The sequence below is a fragment of the Mycobacterium sp. AMU20-3851 genome (genome assembly GCF_043974665.1).
Taxonomy (GTDB): Bacteria; Actinomycetota; Actinomycetes; order Mycobacteriales; family Mycobacteriaceae; genus Mycobacterium.
Genome location: NZ_CP146371.1, coordinates 1,868,211 through 1,884,007 on the forward strand (window position 1 = coordinate 1,868,211; position 15,797 = coordinate 1,884,007).

Genomic DNA, 15,797 nt, shown 5'->3' on the forward strand with positions numbered 1-15,797 from the left:
TGACCAGACGCAGGCTCGGGGTGATGGGCGGGACGTTCGACCCGATCCACCACGGCCACCTGGTGGCCGCCAGCGAGGTCGCCGATCAGTTCCAGCTCGACGAGGTCGTCTTCGTGCCGACCGGGCAGCCCTGGCAGAAGCGGGAACGCCAGGTCACCGCCGCCGAGGACCGCTATCTGATGACGGTCATCGCGACCGCGGCCAATCCCCGGTTCTCGGTGAGCCGGGTCGACATCGACCGCGGCGGGGCCACCTACACCAAGGACACCCTGCGTGACCTGGCCGCGCAGAACCCGGACACCGACCTGTACTTCATCACCGGCGCCGACGCGCTGGCCTCGATCCTGTCCTGGCAGAACTGGGAGGAACTGTTCTCTCTCGCCCGCTTCATCGGGGTGAGCAGGCCCGGCTACGAACTCGACGGTGAACACATCGCCGCGGCCATGGAAGAACTGCCCGAAGACGCCCTTACCCTGGTGGAGGTACCCGCATTGGCGATCTCGTCGAGTGACTGCCGGCAGCGTGCCCAGCAGTCCCGACCCATCTGGTACCTGGTGCCCGACGGCGTCGTCCAGTACGTGTCCAAACGCAACCTGTACACATCGGAGGCCCGTTCATGACTGCCGCACCGGAAGCGGTCGAGATGGCGACCGTCGCGGCCCGCGCGGCCGCGGCCAAGCTCGGCAACGACGTCCTGGTCATCGACGTATCCGAGCAACTGGTCATCACCGACTGCTTCGTGATCGCCTCGGCGTCCAACGAACGTCAGGTCAACGCCATCGTCGACGAGATCGAGGACAAGATGCGCGCGGCCGGGCACAAGCCGGCCCGGCGGGAAGGCACCCGGGAGGGACGCTGGACCCTGCTCGACTACGTCGACATCGTGGTGCACGTCCAGCACACCGAAGAACGCGAGTTCTACGCGCTGGAGCGGCTGTGGCGGGACTGCCCGGTCATCCCCGTCGACCTGGACAACCTGGACACCGACACGCAGGACCAGCGGTGAGTGTGCGCCGACTGGTGCTGCTGCGGCACGGGCAGACCGAGTGGAATGCCGGCAGTCGCATGCAGGGACAGCTCGACACCGATCTGACCGACCTGGGCCGGGAGCAGGCCAAGGCCGCGGCCGAGGTGCTGGCCAAGCGGCAGCCACTGGCCATTGTGTCCTCGGACCTGCGCCGGGCCCTGGACACCGCCACCGCGCTCGGTGAGCGCTCGGGCGTGCAGGTGTCGGTCGATCAGCGGCTGCGCGAGACCCATCTGGGGGATTGGCAGGGCTTGACCCACATCGAGGTCGATGACATCGCCCCCGGTGCCCGGCTGGCCTGGCGCGACGACGCCCGGTGGGCACCGCACGGCGGGGAGAGCCGGGTCGACGTCGCCGAGCGCGCCGTGCCCTTGGTCACCGAATTGCTTGCCTCGCAGGCTGGTTGGGGTGTCGACGCGCCGGACCGTCCGGTCGTGCTGGTGGCGCACGGCGGGTTGATCGCGGCCCTGGCGGCCGCCCTGCTGGGGCTGCCGGTGGACAACTGGCCGACGCTCGGCGGGATGGGCAACGCGAGCTGGGCGCAACTGTCCGGGCACGACGTCGGCGACGCCGTCAAGTGGCGCCTGGACGTGTGGAACGCTTCTGCGCAGGTGGCCAACGATGTCCTCTAGCCCCGCGAGGCAGACCTTGCTGGTCTTCTGCGACTCGCTGTCCTACTACGGGCCGACCGGCGGACTGCCCGCCGACGACCCCCGGATCTGGCCCAATATCGTTGCCGAACAACTGGGTTGGGATGTCGAGCTGATCGGCCGGATCGGCTGGACGTGCCGGGATGTGTGGTGGGCCGCGACCCAGGACCCGCGATCCTGGGCGGCTCTGCCGCGCGCGGGCGCGGTGATCTTCGCGACCTGCGGTATGGATTCGCTGCCCTCGCCCCTGCCGACCGCGCTGCGGGAGCTGATCCGCTACGTCCGCCCGCCGTTTCTGCGGCGCTGGGTGCGCGACGGTTACGGCTGGCTGCAGCCACGGCTGTCCCGGGTGGCCCGGCCGGCGCTGCCTCCGCACCTGACCGTCGAGTATCTGGAAATGACCAGGGCGGCACTGGACTTCAACCGGCCCGGCATTCCGGTGGTGGCCACCGTCCCGTCCGTTCATATCGCCGAGACCTACGGCAAGTCGCATCGCTGGCGCGACCCCATCGTCAAGGCGATCACCGGCTGGGCCGATGAGCACCAGGTTCCGGTGGTGGACCTCAAGGCGGCTGTCGGCGAGTACGTGATGAGCGGGCAGGGCAACCCGGACGGAATCCACTGGAATTTCGAGGCACACGCGGCGGTCGCCGATCTGATGCTCAAGGGTCTCGCCGAAGCTGGTGCGTACCAACCGGACACATCTGAACGGTCATGACCGTTCAGGTGGTGACGGACTCGTCGGCACGGTTGGATGCCGACGAGCTCGGGCGGTGGTCGATCCGCCAGGTGCCGCTGCACGTCCTGTTCGAGGACACGGACCTGCGCGACGGAATCGACGAGATCCCGAAGGACATCTTCGATCGCAGTCAGGTGACCACCTCAGGAGCCTCGCCGGGTGACCTCGCCCGGACCTACCGGGAGGCACTGGCCGCCAGCGACGGGGACGGCGTTGTCGCGGTGCACCTTTCGGCCGCATTGTCCAGCACGTTCTCCTCCGCCGCGGCGGCCGCCCGGGAATTCGGTTCGGCGGTACGTGTCGTGAACTCGCGGTCGGCCGCGATGGGTGTCGGGTGCGTCGCACTGGCCGCCGCGCGCGCCGCCGAAACCGGCGCCGAACTCGACGCGGTCGAGGCCGCGGCCCGCGCGGCGGTGCCCCGCGGACATGTGTTCATCGTCGTGCACCGGCTGGACAACCTGCGCCGCAGCGGGCGGATCGGGACCGCGGCGTCCTGGCTGGGTACCGCGTTGTCGCTGAAGCCGTTGTTGCGCTTGGACCTCGACGGCCGGCTGGTGCTGGCTCAGCGCGTGCGCACCACATCCAAAGCACACGCCGCCATGCTGGACTCGATCGTCGACCTGGTCGGGGAGCGGTCCGCCTCGGTGACCGTGCATCACGTCGACAATCACGACGCCGCAGCGGAATTGGGTGCAGCCCTGACCGACCGACTGCCTCAGTTGGAGTCGCTGACGGTCCGCGACATGGGGGCGGTGCTCGCCGTGCACGTCGGCGCCGGTGCGGTGGGGGCGTGCGTCAGTCTGGCCGAGTGATCAGCCGGCGAAGCGGCCGGTGACCGGCGGCAGATCCTTGAGGGTGGCGATCCCCGGGGCCGCGGCGACCACCGCGGGCACGGCGTTGGTGACCGGCATCGCGGTGTAGATCATGCCCAACCCCATGAACCCGGGTTCGGTCCAATCCGCCGGTGGCAGGCAGTGCAGTACGGTGCGCATGTTGGGCATCTCGAACACCTGGATGACATGGCCGTGCTCAAGCGGTTTGGGTGGGGTCACATGGTCGCCCATCGTCCAGTTGAAGCCCACGCTGACGACATTGCGGTCACCGACCCAACCGCGGTGGTAACCCGTGACGCCGCCGACGGTGCCCTTCGGGATCGCCATGAACCCGAGGTCGGTGTCGCCGGTGGCGGCGGTGAAGGTGACATCGAAGGTCATCCGGTCCAGCGTCGCTCCGATCGCATCGGCCATCATCGCCGCGGATTCGGCGAACACCTCACTCTCGCGGCGCACGCTCTCGGCCAAACCCGGGGTGTCGGGATCCTGCGAAAACCCCATGGCGGTCTGCGTTCCCGCCGATTCGTAGGTAGAGCAGTCCACCGACTCGGTGATCCGGATCTCGTCGACCCGCTCGCAGGACCCGGATAGCACCATGCCGACCATGTTCGTGACACCAGGGTGCGCGCCGCTCCCGAAGATGGTGGAATTACCTGTGGTGCAGGCTTTTTTGATTCGCTCCAGATCCTGCGGGGTCTGCTTGCTGCCGGTGATCCAGGCTGCGCTGGAGCAGACGTTGACCCCGGCTTCCAGAAGGGTGACCAGTTCGTCGACGCTGGGCCACAGCGGGTTGTAACAACAGGCATCCGGTTTCAGGGCAAGCAATGCATCGATGTCGCCGGTGGCTGTGATCCCCGTCGGAGTCGGCCAACCGGCCAGCTCGGCGGCATCGACACCCTGTTTGTCCGCGCCGTGCGCGTACACCCCGACGAGTTCCATGTCGTCGCGGCCGATGATGGCGTGCAGGGAGCGTTTGCCGATGTTGCCGGTGGTCCATTGGATGACCCGGAGGGGGCGCGAAGCACTCATGGGTGAACACTATTCGTGCGGTGTTCACCACGGTCGGAAAAGGTGAAATGATTCCACGATGGCTATGGACACCGGCTCGGTGCAGCGCTGGTTCGACGACTATCTGGAAATCTTCGCCGCGGCCACCCGCGGGGATCGGCCGGTGGCGCAGCTCTTGGACTGCTATGCGGTTCCGCTGCTGCTCACCACCGATGAAGGCGCGATCAACCTGTCCACCCGTGACGAGCTCGCGGCGGTGATACAGAGTCAGATCGACGGTCTGCGTGCACAGCGCTATCGGTCCACGGCCCTGATCAGCGCCGAGGTCACCGAGCTGAACGCGTCCTCGGCCGTGTACCGCGGGGCGTTCGTCCGCCGCGACGTGGGCGGTGCGGAACTCGGCCGGGTCGCGGTCACCTATCTGCTCGTCGAAGGGGCCGACGGCGCCCAGATCGCGGTGCTCGCCTCGCACGGCGATTAGTCAGTTCGCCGGCTTCGGTTCGAATGGGGTGTACCACCACCATTGGGCGCGTTCGCCGGTGGGTTCTTTGCACGGTGGTACGTCTGGTGGGTCTGTGTGGTGGGTGGGCGGGCCAGTGCCGCGCCGGTCATCGGTCGGCCTTCTTCGTCGGTGATTGTGAGTTGGTCGGCCGGCCCGGTGAGGGTGATCCCACCCTGGTGGTGCAGTCGATGATGGAACGGGCAGAGCAGCACCAGGTTCGACAGGTCGGTGCGCCCGCCGTCCTCCCAATGCACCAGATGATGCGCATGCAGGCCGCGGGTGGCCCCGCAACCGGGCACCACACAGGTCGTGTCGCGGTACTCCAGAGCGCGCCGCAGGCGGCGGCTGATGGTGCGGGTGGTGCGCCCGACCCCGATCGGGGTGCCGTGGCGTTCGAACCACACCTCGCAGGTCGCATCGCAGAGCAGGAACCGGCGTTCGGCGTCGGTGAGGGCGGGCCCCAGATGCAGGGCGGCGATGGGTGTGTGGGCGTGTCGGTCCAGGTCGAGATGGGCCACCACGGTGGTGCGCGCCCCGTGCGGGCGCGCGGCGACGTCGGTGTCCCAGCCGGCCTCGACCAAACTCATGAACGCATCGGTGGTGTTGGGGAATGGCGGCGCCTGCACGCTGGTCCGCTCGCCGGGCTGCTCATCGTCGCTGTCTCCGGCGTCGTGATCGCGTCTCCAGTCCGCGACCAACGCGTCCCGGTGCGAGGCGACCGCAGCATCGAACTTCGCGGCCTCCAGTTTCGGTAGCCGAATTGTGTAGGTGGTGTAGCCGTCACTGTCATGCGATGTGAACCCGCGCTTGGGCTCGGGCTGGTGCTCGGGTTCGGGCCGGGGTTCCTGTTTCACCGCGGTCCGCAACTGGGTCACCGTGGCGTACTGCACCAAGTTCGCGTAGTGCTCATCGCAGCCCTGGCCGCCGCGCTCGGCGATCACCCCGACCCGATCCAGCGACAGCCGGCCTTCCCGCAATCCTTGCGCCAGCCGGGGTAGCTCGTCCAACCGGTGCGCTACCGCGACCATGGTTTCGGCGTTGCGCGGACTCACCCCGGCCTTCCAGGCCACCAGCGATTCGATCGACCGGCACCCGGTGGCACCCCACAAGGAATTTCCGTCGGCGGTGTTCCTGCCGTCGATCTCGGCGATGATCTCCACCAACCGGCCATCGATGGCGTTGCGCTGCCCGGTCAGCTCGGCGATCTCGTCGAACAACACCTCCAGGCGCGGTGTCACGTAGTGCTCGGCGAAGGGTGTTGTCGGCGGCGGCATACCGACATTCTTCCGATCGAGTCCGACACGTTTGCGGTCACCGCCTCGCCGTCGGCGCAGTTATCCACAAACGAGGATTCATCCACAGCTTTCATCACCGGCCACTGCGACAGGACAGAAGAGTCGCGGCCGCTGCCTACCGTCGGCTCATGGACACCGAATCGCCCGCGCAACGCCTGTCACGGCGCATCGGCACCGACCCGGATCCCGGGAACGACACCGACGAGGACGCGGACACCGTGCTGGCCCGCTGGCTGCCCGATACCGGTGAGCACGCTGCCAAGGACTGGCTCGCCGGTCTGCGCGCCGACCCGGGGAGGGCCGGGGTCATGGCGCTGCTCGTGGTCGGGGTGATCGCAGTGCTGGTGACGGTGTTCACGGTGATGCGGGACTCCCGGCCGCCCGTATCGTCGGCGAACCTGCCTGCTGTGCAGATGGTTTCGTCCGCGAGCGCGACACCGGCACCGTCGCAGCCACCGGATGGGCCGGTGGTGGTCAGCGTGGTGGGGCTGGTGCACACACCCGGACTGGTGACCGTCACGGCCGGTGCACGGATCGCCGACGCGTTGGAGGCCGCCGGCGGCGCCGTGGACGGAGCGGACCTCGTGGGGCTGAACCTGGCGCGCCGTGTGGCCGACGGCGAACAGATCATCGTCGGGCTGGCGGCCCCACCGGGATCACCGTCACCGATGGGGAGTTCGGTGAGCTCGGCCGGTCCCGCCGACCCGAATCCCACCACCGCACCGTCGTCCGGGCAGGCCTCCGGTGCGGCACCGGGTACACCGGTCGACCTGAACACCGCAACCACCGAGGAACTCGACGCGCTGCCCGGGGTCGGACCGGTCACGGCAGCGGCGATCATCGCCTGGCGGGAGGCGCACGGACGTTTCACCAATGTCGACCAGCTCAGCGAGGTCGACGGGATCGGCCCGGCCCGCCTTGAGAAGCTACGAGACCTGGTCGTCGCGTGAATCGTGAGCGTGGATCCCGAAGAGCGCCATATCGATATCCGGTTGGTACCCGCGGCGCTGACCAGCTGGGTGGTGACCGCGGCGGGCATCGTATGGCCCTCGGGGATGCTGGTGGCGGTGGCGCTCGGATCCGTTGCGGCGACGGCGCTGGCCGACCGCTGGTGTGCGCGGCGCGCGATCCGGCTGGGTGTCGCGGGGGTGGCCGCCGTCGCGGTGATCGGCACGGCGTTCGGGTTGTCGATAGCTCTTCGGGCACACGACGCCCGCCACCATCCGATCGCCGACCGGCACGGAGACACCGCCACTGTCAGCGTGGCGCCCACCGAATCACCGCGCTCGATTGGGCGTGGGCGCATCATGTTTCGCGCCGGAATACGCGAACTCGACGGTGCCGAGGTGACCGGCATGGTGCTGGTGTTCGCTCCGGTGACGGGTTTCACCGGACTGTCCGTGGGCCGCCCCGCGGCCTTCCGCGCCCGCATCGGCCGTCCACTGCGCTCAGATCTGAGCGTCGCGGTGCTCACCGCTGTCGGTGAACCCACGCTGGGCGACATCCCGGCGGCTCGGCGGTTGACCGGGCACATCCGCGCGGAGTTCGCCGAGACCGCCCGCGAAGTGCTGCCCGCCGACCGCGCGGCGATGCTGCCCGCACTGGTGCTCGGTGACACCTCGGCGGTGACGGCAAGGACCACAGACGATTTCAAGGTCGCGGGATTGACCCATCTGACCGCGGTATCCGGGGCCAACGTCACCATCGTGTGTGGCACCGCGCTGATGTCGGCGGCGCTGGTCGGCCCGCGGTTGGCGGCGGTGCTGGCACTGGTGGTGCTGATCGGGTTCGTCATCGTGGTGGAGCCGTCGGCCAGTGTGCTGCGCGCCGCGCTGATGGGTGGGATTGCCTTGCTCGCGGTGCTGACGCACCGCCGCCGACAGGCGATCCCGGTGCTCTCGGCGAGCGTGATCGCGCTGATGGTGGTGGCGCCGCAGCTGGCCGTCGACGCCGGTTTCGCCCTGTCGGTGGTGGCGACCGCGGCGCTGATCGTCATCGCGCCGGTGTGGTCCGGGTGGCTGGTGCAGCGCGGCTGGCCGAAGCCGCTCGGGGATGCGGTGGGTATCGCGCTGGCCGCCCAACTGGTCACCGCCCCGCTGATCGCCGGGATCTCGGGCCGGTTCAGTGTGCTCGCGGTCCTGGCCAACCTGCTCGTCGCCGTGGTCATCCCGCCGATCACGGTGATCGGGACGGCGTCGGCGGCATTGGCGGCGTGCTGGCCGGCGGGGGCGGGGCTGCTGATCCGCTTCACCGGGCCCGAGCTGTGGTGGCTTCTGGCGGTGTCCCGGTGGATCGCGGCGGTGCCGGGCGCATCGATCACGGTGCCCTCCGGAGTCGCCGGTGTGGCCCTGGTCGCCGTGGTGACGGTGGCGGTCGTCGTGGCCTGGCACCGGCGCTGGGCGAGGCTGGTGTGCGGCGCCGCGGTGTGCGTCCTGGTGGCGTGGACCCTGTCGGGGGTTGTCGGGTCGGCGTGAAACGATTGGCCGGTGACCGATGACACCGGGGCCCTGCATCTCGTCCTCGGCGACGAGGAACTGCTCGTCGAGCGCGCCGTCGCCACGGTGCTGCGGGCGGCCCGCAAACAGGCGGGCACCCCCGACATTCCGATCGACCGGCTGCGGGCTGGCGAGGTCAGCACCAGCGAGCTCGCCGAGCTGCTGAGCCCGTCGCTGTTCGCCGATGAGCGGGTGGTCGTGCTGGAGTCCGCCGGGGAGGCCGGAAAGGACGCTGCGGCCCTGATCGTCAGCTCGGCCGGTGACCTGCCGCCGGGCACCCAGCTGGTGGTCGTGCACTCCGGCGGGGGCCGGGCCAAGGCGATGGCCGATCAGCTCAAGAAGCTCGGTGCCAAGGTGCACCCGTGCGCAAAGATCGCCAAACCCGCCGAGCGGGCCGACTTCGTGCGCCGCGAGTTCCGCGCCCTGAAGGTCAAGGTGGACGACGACACGGTGTCCGCGATCCTCGACTCGGTCGGCTCGGACATCCGGGAATTGGCGGCGGTCTGCTCCCAGCTGGTCGCCGATACCGACGGCGCGGTCACCGCCGCCGCAGTGGGCCGGTATCACCAGGGCAAGGCCGAGGTGAAGGGCTTCGATATCGCCGACAAGGCGGTCCTCGGCGATGTCCCGGGGGCGGCCGAGGCGCTGCGTTGGGCCATGCTCAGCGGGGAGCCGCACGTGGTGCTCGCCGACGCGCTCGCCGAGGCGGTGCACACCATTGCCCGGGTCGGCCCGGTGCAGGGCGATCCGTACCGGCTGGCCGGGGAGCTCGGCATGCCGCCGTGGCGGATCCAGAAGGCCCAGAAACAGTCGCGACGCTGGTCCAAGGACCGGGTCGCCGAGGCGCTGCGGGTGGTGGCTGCGCTCAACGCCGACGTCAAGGGTGCCGCCGCGGATGCGGACTATGCCCTGGAGTCGGCGGTGCGCAAGGTGGCCCAGCTGGCTTCCGACGCGTAGACGGCGCATCGAGCCCCGATCACCAGCAGCGTCCGTTACCCGGACACGCAAAAACCCGCGCGCGACCAGATGTCGTCGACGCGCGGGTGTGCGAGAAGAATCAGAGCTTGTTGACAGCCAGGGTCAGCGCGGACTTCTTGTTCGCGGCCTGGTTCTTGTGGATGACGCCCGCGCTGGCAGCCTTGTCCAGCTTGCGGTTGGTGGCGACCAGCAGCTCGCCCGCCTTGTCCTTCTCACCGGCGTCGATGGCCTCGCGGAGCCCGCGGACAGCCGTGCGCAGCGACGACTTGACGGACTGGTTGCGCAGTCGACGGCGCTCGTTGGTCTTGATGCGCTTTTCCTGCGACTTGATGTTGGCCACGCGTGTTGTTCCTTCGTAAACGTCAGTTGGGATACGTAAGTCTCGGGCCCCGACGGAGCGATCCGCTGGGCAGCAGTGGTTCAGGTTACCAGCGGAGGCGCCGATAGCCCAAAGCGGATGGACTGGCCTGCCGAAATGCCGGACTTACGGCAGCATGGCTGCGGTGAGTCTACGAACCCTGCCCACCGAATCCGCCCGTACGACGCGGCCCAAATCGCGTGCCGCCAAACGCCGGGTGGGGATCTTCGACGGCTACAACGATCTGGGCAGCTATTCGGGCGCCTTCGACGAGATGTTCGATGCCGACGGAAACGTCCGCGCGCCCTACAAGGGCATCTTCGCCGAACTGTCCCCGTCGGACGCCGAGGAGTTGGAAGCCCGCACCGATGCGCTGGGCCGCGCGTTCGTCGACCAGGGCATCACCTTCTCGCTGTCCGGGCAGGAACGCCCGTTCCCGCTGGACCTGGTGCCCCGGGTGATCTCGGCGGCCGAATGGTCCCGGCTGGAAAAGGGCATCGCCCAGCGGGTCAAGGCGCTCGAGATGTACCTCGACGACATCTACGGAGAGCAGGAGATCCTGCGCGACGGGGTCATCCCGCGGCGCCTGGTCACCTCGTGTGAACACTTCCACCGCGAGGCCGTCGGCATCGTTCCGCCCAACGGGGTGCGAATCCATGTCGCCGGGATCGACCTGGTCCGCGACGAGCAGGGCACCTTCCGGGTGCTGGAGGACAACCTGCGTTCACCGTCCGGGGTGTCCTACGTCATGGAGAACCGGCGCACCATGGCGCGGGTGTTCCCGAACCTGTTCGCCTCGCACCGGGTCCGTGCGGTGGGGGACTACTCCTCGCATCTGCTGCGCGCGCTGCGCAAGGCCGCCGCCACCAATGAGGCCGACCCGACCGTCGTCGTGCTCACCCCGGGCGTCTACAACTCGGCCTACTTCGAGCACTCGCTGCTGGCCCGGCAGATGGGCGTGGAACTCGTCGAGGGCCGCGACCTGTTCTGTCGCGACAACACCGTCTACATGCGCACCACCGAGGGGGAGCGTCAGGTCGACGTCATCTACCGCCGTATCGACGACGACTACCTGGACCCGATGCAGTTCAAACCGGATTCGATGCTCGGGGTGGCCGGGGTGCTCAACGCCGCGCGCGCCGGCAACGTGGTGATCTCCAGCGCCATCGGCAACGGGGTCGGCGACGACAAACTGGTCTACACCTACGTGCCGACCATCATCCAGTACTACCTGGGGGAGAAGCCCCTGCTGGCCAACGTCGACACCTACCGCTGCTGGCTGGACGACGAGCGCGAGGCGGTCCTGGACCGGGTCGACGAACTGGTGATCAAACCGGTCGAGGGGTCCGGCGGCTACGGCATCGTGTTCGGGCCCGATGCCTCACCGAAGGAACTCGCGGCGATCACCAAGAAGATCCGCGCCGACCCGCGCGGCTGGATCGCCCAGCCCGTCGTGCAACTATCCACGGTGCCCACCAAGGTGGGCGACCAGTTGGTGCCCCGCCATGTGGACCTGCGGCCCTTCGCGGTCAACGACGGCGACGACGTGTGGGTGTTGCCCGGCGGGCTGACCCGGGTGGCGCTGCCGGAGGGGTCGCTGGTGGTGAACTCCAGTCAGGGCGGCGGTTCCAAGGACACCTGGGTGCTCGCCTCGCGGACATCGGCCGCCGACCGCGAGCTGGCCGCCGCCGAGGTGGTGCGGTCCCTGCCGGACGCCCCGAAGACCGGGAAACCCTCGGTCGCCGAGAAGGTTTCCCGCGGCAAGTCCGCCCGGGACGCCCGCGGTGACGGCGCGACCACGTCGCAGCAACAGCAGAGCCGTGAGGTGCGTTCCTCCAACGAGCAACAGCAACAGCAACAACAGCAGCAGCAACAGCAGGTGGTGATCGACTGATGTTGGCACGCAACGCAGAATCGCTGTACTGGATCGGTCGCTACGTGGAGCGCGCCGACGACACCGCCCGCATCCTCGACGTCGTGGTCCACCAACTCCTGGAAGATTCCAGCGTCGACCCCGACCAGACCTCACGGGTGCTGTTGCGGGTGCTCGACATCGAGCCGCCCGACCACCAGCTGGACGTGTGGTCGCTGACCGATCTGGTCGCGTTCGGCCGGGACACCGCCGGGGGCTGCTCGATCGTCGAGTCGATCACCGCGGCCCGGGAAAACGCCCGCGGTGCCCGCGAGGTGACCTCCACCGAGATGTGGGAGTGCCTGAACACCACCTACAACGCGCTCGCCGAGCGGGAACGCGCAGCCCGCAAGCTGGGCCCGCACGAGTTCCTGGCCTATATCGAGGGCCGCGCCGCAATGTTTGCCGGCCTGGCCGATTCGACCTTGTCCCGCGACGACGGCTACCGCTTCATGGTGCTCGGCCGGGCCATCGAGCGGGTGGACATGACGGTGCGCATGCTGCTCTCCCGCGTCGGTGACAGCGGATCATCACCGGCCTGGGTCACTGTGCTGCGGTCCGCGGGTGCCCATGACACCTACCTGCGGACCTACCGCGGCGTCCTGGACGCCAGCCGGGTGGTCGAATTCCTGTTGCTGGACCGGCTTTTCCCGCGCTCGGTCTTCTACTCGCTGCGGTTGGCCGAGCACAGCCTCGACGAGCTGCTGCACCGCAGGCACAACCGGGTCGGTTCGACGGCCGAAGCCCAGCGACTGCTCGGCAGGGCGCGCAGTGAGCTGGAGTTCCTCCCGCCGGGGGCACTGCTGGAGTCGTTGGAGGATCAGCTGGCCGCCCTGCAGCAGACCTGCATCCAGGTCAGCGATGCGTTGGCGCTGCAGTACTTCCACTCCGCCCCGTGGGTTGCCTGGACGGATGCCGGCCGCACCGGTGATGCGGTGATCGAAGAAGGAGAGATCTGATGTGGCGCATGCGGGTGGTGCACGCAACGGGCTACGCCTACAAATCGCCGGTGACGGCCTCCTTCAACGAGGCGCGCCTGACACCGCGGTCGGATTCGCGGCAGAACGTGATCCTCAACCGGGTGGAGACCGTGCCGGCCACCCGCCAGTACCGCTACGTCGACTACTGGGGCACCGCGGTGACGACCTTCGACCTGCACGCCCCACACACCGAGTTGGAGGTGACCGCCTCCTCGGTGGTGGAGACCGAGGAGGCCGCGCCCCCGGAGTCCACGGTGTCGTGGGCAGACCTCAAGTCCGAGGCGGTGATCGACCGCTTCGACGAGTTCCTCACCCCGACGCTGTACACCCCGGCGAGCAAGCGGCTGGAGCGCGTCGGCCGGCAGCTCGCCAAGAACCACGAACCGCAGGAAGCCGTCATCGAGGCGGCGCGCTGGGTGCACAGCGAACTGCAGTACGTGCCGGGGACCACGGGGGTGCACTCCTCCGGACTGGATGCGCTGCGCGAGGGTAAGGGCGTCTGCCAGGACTTCGCGCACCTGACCTTGATCGTGCTGCGCGGCATGGGAATTCCGGCGCGCTACGTGTCGGGGTACCTGCATCCCGAGCGCTCCGCCACGGTGGGGGACACGATCGAAGGGCAGAGCCACGCCTGGATTCAGGCCTGGACCGGCGACTGGTGGCAGTACGACCCGACCAACGACAAGGACATCAACGAGCAGTACATCAGCGTCGGCGTGGGTCGCGACTACGCCGATGTCACACCGCTGAAGGGCATCTACTCCGGCGAGGGGTCCACCGATCTCGATGTCGTGGTGGAGATCACCCGGCTGGCCTGACGCCGACACCGGGATGCACCTGCACTTGATGCAGGTCGTCGCCGAGTTCGATCTGGCGGTCGAAGATACCGGCCGCCAGGGCCCGCCACTCGTCGTACTGTCCGGGCGCCGGGCTGGGCACGTAGTGGGTGAGGATCAGGATGCCCACCCCGGCGCGGGCCGCGGTGTCGGCGGCCTGCTGCACCGTCGAGTGGTAGTCGCAGATGTCGCGGATGCGCTGCAGCCCAACGGCCTCGACGAGGTCGTGGCGGATCACGGTGTGCACCAATGCACCTGCGCAGTCCGCGAGCGCGTCCAGGCTGTCGCACGGCACGGTGTCACCGGCCAGCACCACCGATGCCCCGGCGTGCTCGACCCGGAAGCCGATGGTGGGGGCGACCGGTCGGTGATCGGTCGGTGCGGCCAGCACCCGGACCCCGTCGGCCGCCCACACCTCGCCGTCGGTGTACTCGTGCACCTGCACGGCCGGCGGTGCGGTCAGGTCGGCGTGATGGGCGATGCGGTAGCCGATGTCGTGACCGAAGGCCGCCAGCATGGCGTTCACCACCTGCGCGGTGCCCGGCGGGCCGATGATCTGCAGGGGTGCCGGATCCGGGGTGAAGGTGGTGACCCAGCGGGTGATGATCACGTCGCCGAGGTCGGCGATGTGATCGCTGTGCAGGTGCGTCAGCAGCAGGGCGGTCAGCGCATTGGCACCGGACCCGACGGCGGCCAGACGCTGCAACACTCCCCGCCCGCAGTCGACGAGGAACGTCTGGCCGCCCGCCCGGATCAGTGTGGAGGGGCCGGCCCGGTCGGGGTCGGGGATGGGGCTGCCCGTGCCCAGCAGGGTCACCTCGATCATGGCCCACATATACGCGCCCGGATGTCCGCGTCGGTGGATATTCGGGCAAACCGGTACGGATCGGAAGCCCATGCGACGTAGCCTTGATGTGTTCGGCATCACATTCTGTTCCCGGAGGCTGTCATGCGTATCGCCGACGTTCTGAAGGCAAAAGGCGCGGCCGTCACGACGACCACCCCGGATACCTCGGTGGCCGCGTTCCTCGCCGGCCTGGTGAACCGCAACATCGGCGCCATGGTGGTGGTCGGTCCCGAGGGGCCGGTCGGCATCGTGTCCGAACGCGACGTGGTGCACAAGTTGCACGAACTGGGTGCCGATCTGCTGACCCGGCCCGTCAGCGAGATCATGACCAAACACCTGGTCTTCTGCTCGCCGGAGGACACCGTGGACAGTCTCAGCGCCGCGATGACGCACAACCGGGTGCGCCACATCCCGGTGATCCAGGACGGTCGGCTGGCCGGCATCGTCAGCATCGGTGATGTGGTCAAGACCCGCATGCAGGAGTTGGAATCCAGCACCGAACACTTGCAGGCGTACATCACACAGGGCTGAATGGACGCCGATGAGCGCCCCCGACATACGGCCCGCGACGCCGGCCGACACCGCTGCCCTGTCCCGTGTGCTGGGGCGGGCCTTTTTCGACGATCCGGTGATGTGCTGGCTGCTGCCCGACGCGCGGGCCCGCCGGCTCAAACTGCACAAGTTGTTTGCCGCGCTGACCCGTCATCACCACTTGGCCCGCGGCGGGGTGGAGGTCGCCGCGCCGGGCACAGCCGGGATCGGTGCTGCGGCGCTGTGGGATCCGCCCGGCCAATGGCAGCACACCACCGGTGAGGAACTGCGGGCTGCGCCGAGCATGCTCCTCACCTTCGGCACCGCCGTGCGGCGCGGCATGCGGATCACCGACCTGATGAAGCGTCACCACCCGGAGGAGCCGCACTGGTATCTCGCGGTGATCGGCAGTGACCCGCAGGTGCGCGGCACCGGTCTCGGGCAGGCGCTGATGAAGTCACGCCTGGACCGGTGCGACGCCGAATACGCACCGGCATACCTGGAGTCGAGCAACCCGGACAACATCGGTTACTACCGACGGTTCGGCTTCGAGGTCACCGGGGAGATCGCCCTACCGGACGCAGGTCCGATCATGTACCCCATGTGGCGGGAGCCTCGGCGCGGGTGATGTGGCGACAGCCACAGTGAATCTGTCGCGGTAGAGTGCGGGAGCTGACCTGCAGGGGAATCCGGTGAGAATCCGGAACTGACGCGCAACGGTATGAGGCCTGCCACTCCCGACATGGCCTCCGAGTCCGAATGCCTGCGGCCGGTGAACTGTCGACGGCTCCGCGCCTGAGCCCTGC

At 68.6% G+C, this 15,797-nt stretch carries 17 protein-coding genes, 1 pseudogene and 1 riboswitch; of the genes and pseudogenes, 14 read left to right on the forward strand and 4 right to left on the reverse strand.

From position 1 onward, the window contains the following. Positions 1–23 precede the first annotated feature (23 nt). From nadD to V4U86_RS09075, 5 genes are read left to right on the forward strand one after another with little or no spacing between them, the layout of a single operon-like run. Complete coding sequence (nadD, locus tag V4U86_RS09055) at positions 24–620, forward strand: nicotinate-nucleotide adenylyltransferase (RefSeq protein ID WP_395311970.1); 597 nt, start codon at positions 24–26, stop codon at positions 618–620. Continuing rightward, on the forward strand, positions 617–1,006 hold the full coding sequence (rsfS, locus tag V4U86_RS09060) for a ribosome silencing factor (protein ID WP_395310916.1): 390 nt from the start codon (positions 617–619) through the stop codon (positions 1,004–1,006). Before nadD ends, rsfS begins: the two co-directional genes overlap by 4 nt. Further along, entirely contained in the window at positions 1,003–1,659 is a 657-nt protein-coding gene (gene gpgP, locus V4U86_RS09065; RefSeq protein WP_395310917.1) for a glucosyl-3-phosphoglycerate phosphatase, read from the forward strand. The genes rsfS and gpgP overlap by 4 nt, the downstream gene beginning before the upstream one ends. Further along, positions 1,649–2,395 (forward strand): diglucosylglycerate octanoyltransferase, encoded by a 747-nt coding sequence (octT, locus tag V4U86_RS09070; RefSeq protein ID WP_395310918.1) that lies wholly within the window; start codon positions 1,649–1,651, stop codon positions 2,393–2,395. The genes gpgP and octT overlap by 11 nt, the downstream gene beginning before the upstream one ends. Next, positions 2,392–3,228, forward strand: coding sequence for a DegV family protein (locus V4U86_RS09075; RefSeq protein ID WP_395310919.1), 837 nt, complete (start codon positions 2,392–2,394; stop codon positions 3,226–3,228). Before octT ends, V4U86_RS09075 begins: the two co-directional genes overlap by 4 nt. Here V4U86_RS09075 and V4U86_RS09080 read toward each other — a convergent pair whose 3' ends face one another. Then, positions 3,229–4,278 carry an NAD(P)H-dependent amine dehydrogenase family protein gene (locus tag V4U86_RS09080; protein WP_395310920.1) on the reverse strand — a complete coding sequence of 350 codons (1,050 nt, stop codon included), beginning with the start codon at positions 4,276–4,278 and terminating at the stop codon, positions 3,229–3,231. 58 nt (positions 4,279–4,336) lie between these two features. On the opposite strand from V4U86_RS09080, the gene V4U86_RS09085 reads away from it, so the two are divergent. Next, positions 4,337–4,738: a hypothetical protein gene (locus V4U86_RS09085; RefSeq protein WP_395310921.1), complete on the forward strand. Its 402-nt coding sequence runs from the start codon at positions 4,337–4,339 to the stop codon at positions 4,736–4,738. Here V4U86_RS09085 and V4U86_RS09090 read toward each other — a convergent pair. Beyond that, positions 4,739–6,033, reverse strand: a pseudogene (locus tag V4U86_RS09090) (DUF222 domain-containing protein). 149 nt (positions 6,034–6,182) lie between these two features. On the opposite strand from V4U86_RS09090, the gene V4U86_RS09095 reads away from it, so the two are divergent. From V4U86_RS09095 to holA, 3 genes are read left to right on the forward strand one after another with little or no spacing between them, the layout of a single operon-like run. After that, positions 6,183–7,004, forward strand: a complete 822-nt coding sequence (locus V4U86_RS09095; protein WP_395310922.1) for a helix-hairpin-helix domain-containing protein — start codon at positions 6,183–6,185, stop codon at positions 7,002–7,004. 9 nt (positions 7,005–7,013) lie between these two features. Next, on the forward strand, positions 7,014–8,528 hold the full coding sequence (locus V4U86_RS09100) for a ComEC/Rec2 family competence protein (RefSeq protein WP_395311971.1): 1,515 nt from the start codon (positions 7,014–7,016) through the stop codon (positions 8,526–8,528). A gap of 33 nt (positions 8,529–8,561) precedes the next feature. Next, entirely contained in the window at positions 8,562–9,506 is a 945-nt protein-coding gene (gene holA / locus V4U86_RS09105) for a DNA polymerase III subunit delta (RefSeq protein WP_395311972.1), read from the forward strand. Between the two features lie 100 nt (positions 9,507–9,606). On the opposite strand, the gene rpsT is transcribed toward holA, so the two are convergent. Next, a complete protein-coding gene (gene rpsT / locus V4U86_RS09110; RefSeq protein WP_236440084.1) occupies positions 9,607–9,867 on the reverse strand; it encodes a 30S ribosomal protein S20 in 261 nt (86 codons plus the stop codon). 292 nt (positions 9,868–10,159) lie between these two features. Here rpsT and V4U86_RS09115 point away from each other — a divergent pair, with 292 nt between their 5' ends. The 3 genes from V4U86_RS09115 to V4U86_RS09125 are packed head-to-tail and all read left to right on the forward strand — an operon-like array spanning position 10,160 to position 13,595. Further along, the gene (locus V4U86_RS09115; protein ID WP_395311973.1) at positions 10,160–11,779 is read left to right on the forward strand and encodes a circularly permuted type 2 ATP-grasp protein; all 1,620 of its coding nucleotides are present in this window, start codon (positions 10,160–10,162) and stop codon (positions 11,777–11,779) included. Continuing rightward, positions 11,779–12,756 carry an alpha-E domain-containing protein gene (locus V4U86_RS09120; RefSeq protein ID WP_395310923.1) on the forward strand — a complete coding sequence of 326 codons (978 nt, stop codon included), beginning with the start codon at positions 11,779–11,781 and terminating at the stop codon, positions 12,754–12,756. Before V4U86_RS09115 ends, V4U86_RS09120 begins: the two co-directional genes overlap by 1 nt. Then, positions 12,756–13,595: a transglutaminase family protein gene (locus V4U86_RS09125; protein ID WP_395310924.1), complete on the forward strand. Its 840-nt coding sequence runs from the start codon at positions 12,756–12,758 to the stop codon at positions 13,593–13,595. The genes V4U86_RS09120 and V4U86_RS09125 overlap by 1 nt, the downstream gene beginning before the upstream one ends. On the opposite strand, the gene V4U86_RS09130 is transcribed toward V4U86_RS09125, so the two are convergent. Continuing rightward, a complete protein-coding gene (locus tag V4U86_RS09130; protein WP_395310925.1) occupies positions 13,579–14,439 on the reverse strand; it encodes a ribonuclease Z in 861 nt (286 codons plus the stop codon). The genes V4U86_RS09125 and V4U86_RS09130 overlap by 17 nt on opposite strands. A 123-nt stretch (positions 14,440–14,562) precedes the next feature. Here V4U86_RS09130 and V4U86_RS09135 point away from each other — a divergent pair, with 123 nt between their 5' ends. After that, on the forward strand, positions 14,563–14,991 hold the full coding sequence (locus V4U86_RS09135) for a CBS domain-containing protein (RefSeq protein ID WP_395310926.1): 429 nt from the start codon (positions 14,563–14,565) through the stop codon (positions 14,989–14,991). Positions 14,992–15,001: 10 nt separating this feature from the next. Next, positions 15,002–15,619, forward strand: coding sequence for a GNAT family N-acetyltransferase (locus V4U86_RS09140; protein ID WP_395310927.1), 618 nt, complete (start codon positions 15,002–15,004; stop codon positions 15,617–15,619). An 8-nt stretch (positions 15,620–15,627) separates the two neighbouring features. After that, a riboswitch (cobalamin riboswitch) is annotated at positions 15,628–15,776 on the forward strand. Positions 15,777–15,797 lie beyond the last annotated feature (21 nt).